This window comes from Streptomyces calidiresistens, from assembly GCF_014141525.1.
Classification (GTDB): Bacteria; Actinomycetota; Actinomycetes; order Streptomycetales; family Streptomycetaceae; genus Streptomyces; species Streptomyces calidiresistens.
This window is the reverse complement of sequence record NZ_VKHS01000308.1, coordinates 1-5,944: the sequence shown is the minus strand read 5'-3', so window position 1 is coordinate 5,944 and position 5,944 is coordinate 1. Positions and strand designations below refer to the sequence as shown.

Sequence of the window (5,944 nt, the reverse complement as noted above, 5' to 3'; positions counted from 1 at the left end):
GGGGCGCCCCACCGGGGGCGGTCGGGCGGGTGGACACCAGCACCATCTCGTCCCCGTCCGGGTGCATCCGGCTGAAGGCGGCGACCCCGGGCGCGGCGAAGGCCATGCGGAAGACCAGGCCGGGACCGAGGTCGATCAGATCGGTGCGTCCGGCGGCGGTGTGCCGGCACCACGCGGTGTTGGTCCACTCCGGCCAGGCGGTCGGCTCACCGGGGCCCCCGCGCACCACCGACCAGACGCGGTCGGTGCCGGGTTCGGGGCGCAGGTAGTGACCCCGCCCCGCCGCGCCCCACGGCAGGGGTGGTTCCGCCACCAGTCGGTCGCCGACCACGCGGACGCGGTGCACGCCGTCCCCACAGGCCGTCAGGATCCGCGCGCCCCCCGGGTCCGAGGGGTCCTCGGCGTCCCCCAGGCCGTCGTCGGGCAGCGGGAGGCGGTCGATCGGGTCGACCCGGGGGCAGCCGGTGGGTGCCGTCCACAGGTCCTCCAGGCGGTACAGGTCCCACGAGCCCGGGGCGCGGCGCCGCAGCACCAGGCGGGGTGACCCGTCGCGGAAGTGTTCCCCGCCGACCACTCCCACCCCCGGTTCGTCGGGGCGGGTGCGCACCCGCACACCCCGGCCCGCCACCGTGTCCACCACCGTCACCAGGTCGTTCCACGGCTCGTCGTTCAGCCCCACCCCGGTGCCCACCACCAGATACCGCCCCCCGGGGTCCGCGGCCAGTTGCTCGGCGGGCACGGCCACCGGTATCCGGGTCACGGGCATCGGCCGACCGCGGAGCGCGGCGAGCGGATCGAGCAGCAGCACCTCGCCGGCGCGTTCGTCCACGCAGGCGACCCGTCCGTCGGGGAGGGCGAGGAATCCGGCGTGCTCGGAAACATGACATCCCGTCAGGCGGGCGACCTCGCGTGCCCCCTCTCCTCCTTCCGACAGGGAGAGCACCACCAGGACCCCGGCGACGTGGTCGGCGACCAGCAGCGCGGCGTCCCCCGGCGGGGGCGAATCGGAGCCGGGCGCGGGGGTCGCGGACACGGCGGGGGTGGGGGTCATCGCTCGTCCCTCGGATCGCGGATAACGGGCTACTGCAAATGATAATCATGTATAGACTGCGTTCGGGGCCGGTACCCGACCCGGGGCCCCGGGTCGGGCGTGCCCGTTCGCGTCCCCGGCGCCGGGGACGACACCGCTCCTCCCTCCCGCGCCGCGACACCGCCGGGCCCCGACACCACCGACACGAGACGAGTCGAGAGACGACCATGCCGTTCACGCTCTTCACGCAGTTCGCGCAGTTCGCGCCGTTCGCACAGCCCGCCGGGGGCCCCCGTCCGATGCCGTCCGACACCCGGCCGGCTCCCGCCGGCGCCGGACGGACGGCCCGACGCGGAGCGCGCGCGCTCGCCGTCGCGGGCGCCGCCGCGCTCCTGCTCGGTGCCTGCGCCGCGGAGAGCACCCCGGAGCCCGCCGGGGCCGACGGCACCCCGGCCGCGGGGAGCGGTGCCGCGGACGACGGTCGATCCGCCGCGGACATCACCGTCGAACCGATCGAGCCCGCCCGCGAGATCACCGACGTGCGCGGCACCACGGTCGCCACGGACGCCGAGCCCGAGCGCATCGTCTGCCTGGTCGCCCTGTGCGACGACATCCTGACCGAGCTGGGCATCGTTCCGGTGGCCACCAACAGCGAACTCCTCGCCCACCCCGACTTCCTGGGACCGGAGGCGGCGGCCGAGGTGCCGATCGTCCCCGGCGGGTTCATCGCCCCCGAACCCGAGGCGATCCTGTCCCACCGACCCGACCTGGTGATCGGCCTGGAGGACACCCACGGTCGGCTGGCCCCCTCGCTGGAGGACGCCACCGTCTTCTGGACCGTCCAGCCGGAGAGCTGGGAGGACAGCGTCGCCTACCTGCGCGACCTCGCCGCCCTGACCGGCCGCACCGAGGAGGCCGAGGAGGCCGAACTGGCCTTCCGCACCCGCCTGGCCGGGGCCGAGGCCGAGCCGAGCGACCGCACCGCCCTGATCATCTACGGCAGTGACGAGAACTTCGGCGTCGCGACCCCCGGCACGGACGTGGCCGCGGGCCTCTTCCCGGGGATCGCGCACTACCCGTGGGAGTCGCGCGGGGTGGAGGGCACCTACAGCCTGGAGGAGATCCTCGCCGAGGACGTGGACGTGCTGTTCGTCGAGACGCTGTCCTTCGGCGGCGACGCCGCCCCGCTCTCCGAGGTGTTCGCGGGCAACCCCCTGTGGGAGAGCCTGACCGCGGTCCGGGAGGGCGAGGTGCACGAGGTGGACCCGGAGGTCTGGGCCAAGGGACGCGGCACCCGCTCCCTGGGCATCGTCCTCGACGAGGCCACGGCGATTCTGTGAGTCCCCGCGTCCGTCCCGGGCGCCCCGGGCGCCCGGGACGGAAGGCCCGGGGAGCCGCCGCGGTCGTCGTCACCGCGCTGATCCTCGGCGCGGGCGTCGCCGCCCTGTGCCTGGGCACCCCGGTGGTTCCGCCGACCGAGCTGCTCGGTCCGCTCACCGGGGGCGGGGACGACCCGCGCGTCGCCGTGGTGGTCGGTCAACTCCGCCTTCCCCGGGTCGTCCTGGCCCTCCTGGCGGGGGCCTGCCTGGGGGCCGCCGGGCTGGTGCTCCAGGAGGCGTTGCGCAATCCGCTGGCGGTCCCCGAGATGTTGGGGGTCTCGGCGGGGGCCGCGCTCGGCGTGGCCGTGCCGCTGGTGCTCTCGCTCTCCCTGCCCGCGCTGCTGGTTCCCTCCCTGGCCCTCGTGGGAGCCGCCCTCGGCGGGGGACTGACCCTGGTCGCCGCGGGGTTCGGGCGCAGCCCCTCGGCCGTGCTGCTCACGGGAGCCGCCGTCACGGCCGCGCTGCAGGCGGCCCTGCTGGTGGTGATGGTGATGGCCGATCAGCTCAGCCTGCAGATCATCTACCGCTACCTGCTCGGGTCGCTGTCCGCCCGGACCTGGGAGCACGTGGGCGGGGTGTGGCCGTGGCTGGTGCTCGCCGTGCCGGCGCTCGTGCTCTGCGCCCCCGTGCTGTCGGTCCTGCGGCTGGGGGACGACGACGCCTCCGCCCTGGGGGTGCGGGTGCACCGGGCCCGCCTGGCGGCGCTCGGCGTGGTCGTGGTGCTGATCGCCCCCGTGGTGGCGGTCTGCGGACCGGTGGCGTGGGTCGGCTTCCTGGCCCCGCAGATCGCCCGGCGCCTGGACCCGACCGGTCACGCGGTGCGCTGGCTGCCGTGGTCGATCGCCTGGGGGGCCGCGATCGTCCTGGTCGCCGACCTGCCGGCGCGACTGGCCCTGGCGCCGGTGGAGACCCCGGTGGGGGCCTGGACGGCGCTGGTGGGAGTGCCGGTGGGAGTGCTGTTGCTGCGGTCCGGTCGGCGGTCCGGTCGGCGGTCCGCGCGGTCGGCGGCCCACCCGGACGGGCATCCGACGTCCGTACCCGCCCCGCGGATTCCGGTCGGGCCGGTGCCCGGGACGGGGAAGGGGAAGTCGTGAAGGGTTCCGGAGTCGTCGTTCCGTCGCCGGCCGGACGCCGGGCGGGGACACCGCCCCGGCTCCCGGTCCCGCGTTCCCCGTTGCCACGCCTGGCGCTGCTGTTCCTGGTGGTGCTCGCCGTGGCGGTGGCCGACGTGGTGGCCGGTCGGGCCGTCACGCCCGCGGGTGTGTGGGAGGTGCTCCTCGGCGGCGGGGACGCGCTGGACCGCCACGTGGTGCTGAACCTCCGGGTGCCCCGGATGCTCGTCGCGCTCGTGGCGGGGGCCTGTCTGGCCGTGGCCGGGCTGCTGTTGCAGTCCGCGCTGCGCAACCCGTTGGCCGGGCCGGAGGTCACCGGGGTGACCCCGGGCGCGGTGCTGGGGGCGGTGGTGGCCACCGGCTTCGGTCTCGCCGACCGCCAGTCGCCGTTGGCGGTGGTGATCGCCGCCTGCCTCGGTGGTCTGTTCGGCGCGGGTCTGCTGTGGGTGCTCACCGGGCGCAGGCGCGACGACCCCACCGAGACCGCCGTGCACGGGGTGCTGGTCTCCGCGGTGCTGGGCGGTCTGACCGCCATGGTGCTGCTGGTGGCCCCCGGTGAACTGGGCTCGGTGGTGCAGTGGTTGATCGGCACCACCGACGGGCGGGTGTGGCAGCACTGGAACCTGCTGTGGCCGTGGGCGCTGTGCTGGGGGATCGCCGCCTGGCTGCTGGCCGGGCCGCTCACCCTGTTGCGCTGCGGTGAGGAGCAGGCGGCGGAGGCCGGTCTGGACACCGGGCGGGCCCGGGGAGCCGCCCTGCTCTGCGCGGTGGCCCTGGCCGCCGGGGCGGTCTCGACCGTCGGCGCGCTGGGATTCGTCGGACTCCTCGTACCGCACCTGGCTCTGGCGCTGTTCGGCGCCGATCTGCGGATCACGGTGCCGGGAGCGGCGCTGGCCGGGGCCGCCGTGGTGGGTGGGGCGGACGCGCTGGCGCAGGTGGGCGGCCGGGCCCTGGCGGTCCTGTGGGACGCCGACCGGTTGACGCTGCCGGTGGGGGCGTTGACCACGGCGTTGGGTGCGGCGCTGCTGCTGGTGGTGGTCCGCAGGTCCCCGACGCGGGATTTCTGAGGCGGGTCCCGGTGGAAGCGACGGGGACGACCGAAGCGACGGGGACGACCCGAACGACCCGAACGACGGGGACGGGAAACACGAGAGGGGTGACCCCGATGGGGGACACGCGGGGCGCGGTCGACGGGCCGGGCGGGACGGGAACGGCGACGGCGGCGCAGCGGGGTCCGACGCCGGAGGTGTCGACGGCCGGGCGTTCCGGGCGACCGCCGGGGATCACGGTCCGGGACGTGGCGTTCGGCTATCCGGACCGTCCGGTGCTCCGGGGGGTGGACCTGCGGGTGGAACCCGGCGAACTGACCGCGCTGATCGGGATGAACGGCTGCGGCAAGTCCACCCTGTTGCGGGTGATCGCGGGCCTGCTCCGCCCGGAGCGGGGGAGTGTGCAACTGGGCGGTGAGGACCTGGCGGGGATGTCCCGTCGCGAGGCGGCCCGTCGGGTGGCACTGCTGCACCAGTCGGCGCCACCGGTGCCGGGGATGACGGTGCGGCAGTTGGTGCGGCAGGGGCGCTGGGCGGCGCGCGGACCGTTGGGCATGTTGCGCGGAGGGGACGACGCGGCGGTGACGCGGGCCCTGGCGGACGCCGGGGTGACCGGGTGGGCGGAGCGTCCGGTGGACGCCCTGTCCGGGGGCGAGCGGCAGCGGGTGCGGTTGGCGCTCGCGCTGGCCCGGGACACCCGGATCCTGCTGTTGGACGAGCCCACCACCTACCTGGACCTGCACCACCAATTGGAGGTGCTGGGCACGGTGGTCCGGCTGCGGGAGGAACGGGACCTCACGGTGGTGATGGTGCTGCACGACCTGGGGCACGCGGCGCGGTTCGCCGAGCGGATCGTGGCGCTGAGGGAGGGCCGGGTGGTCGCGGACGGGGCGCCGCGCGAGGTGGTGACCCCCCGTCTGTTGGCCGACGTGCTCGACGTGGTGGGTCGGGTGAGTGTCGATCCGGTCGGGGGGTGGCCGGTGTGTCATCCCGATCACCCTCTGAACCATTGATATTGAAAATCATTTTTACTAGGCTCCCTCCGGGTGCCCAACCGGGCACCAACTCGCCCTCATTCACGGAGGTTTCCGATGGAGCACGAGTTCGAGCAGGAGCAGGTCTTCGCCCCCGTCGCCGACCCGGGTCAGCTGGCCCACCTCTCGCCCACCCACTCCAACGCCCTCGTCGAGAACCCCTTCGAGGACACCGAGGAGTGACCGGGGCCGGGTGAACCGGCCCCGGGGGCGGCCCACCGGCCGGTGGGCCGCCCCTTCCCGGTGGGGTGCCGGCCGGTGCCCCACCGGGAGTCCCCGCCACCGTCGCGCCCCGTCCATCGCCCACGACCCCTCAGGGAGGTCCGCGTGTCCCGATCCC

At 75.3% G+C, this 5,944-nt stretch carries 6 protein-coding genes; 5 read left to right on the top strand and 1 reads right to left on the bottom strand.

The window, feature by feature from the left end; translation table 11 throughout:
* Positions 1–1,051, bottom strand: a 1,051-nt coding sequence (locus tag FOE67_RS14040) for a hypothetical protein (protein ID WP_182664164.1), incomplete at its 3' end; no start/stop codon positions are given.
* A 278-nt stretch (positions 1,052–1,329) separates the two neighbouring features.
* On the opposite strand from FOE67_RS14040, the gene FOE67_RS14035 reads away from it, so the two are divergent.
* The 5 genes from FOE67_RS14035 (at position 1,330) to amiA (ending at position 5,787) form a co-directional block, all read left to right on the top strand.
* Positions 1,330–2,370 (top strand): ABC transporter substrate-binding protein, encoded by a 1,041-nt coding sequence (locus FOE67_RS14035; protein WP_182664168.1) that lies wholly within the window; start codon positions 1,330–1,332, stop codon positions 2,368–2,370.
* Between the two features lie 80 nt (positions 2,371–2,450).
* The gene (locus tag FOE67_RS14030) at positions 2,451–3,503 is read left to right on the top strand and encodes a FecCD family ABC transporter permease (protein WP_438874217.1); all 1,053 of its coding nucleotides are present in this window, start codon (positions 2,451–2,453) and stop codon (positions 3,501–3,503) included.
* Positions 3,504–3,583: 80 nt separating this feature from the next.
* Positions 3,584–4,588, top strand: a complete 1,005-nt coding sequence (locus FOE67_RS14025; protein WP_194444260.1) for a FecCD family ABC transporter permease — start codon at positions 3,584–3,586, stop codon at positions 4,586–4,588.
* A gap of 179 nt (positions 4,589–4,767) precedes the next feature.
* Complete coding sequence (locus FOE67_RS14020) at positions 4,768–5,583, top strand: ABC transporter ATP-binding protein (RefSeq protein WP_438874216.1); 816 nt, start codon at positions 4,768–4,770, stop codon at positions 5,581–5,583.
* A gap of 78 nt (positions 5,584–5,661) precedes the next feature.
* Positions 5,662–5,787: a streptamidine family RiPP gene (gene amiA / locus FOE67_RS30055; protein ID WP_267133331.1), complete on the top strand. Its 126-nt coding sequence runs from the start codon at positions 5,662–5,664 to the stop codon at positions 5,785–5,787.
* The last annotated feature ends 157 nt before the right edge of the window (positions 5,788–5,944 follow it).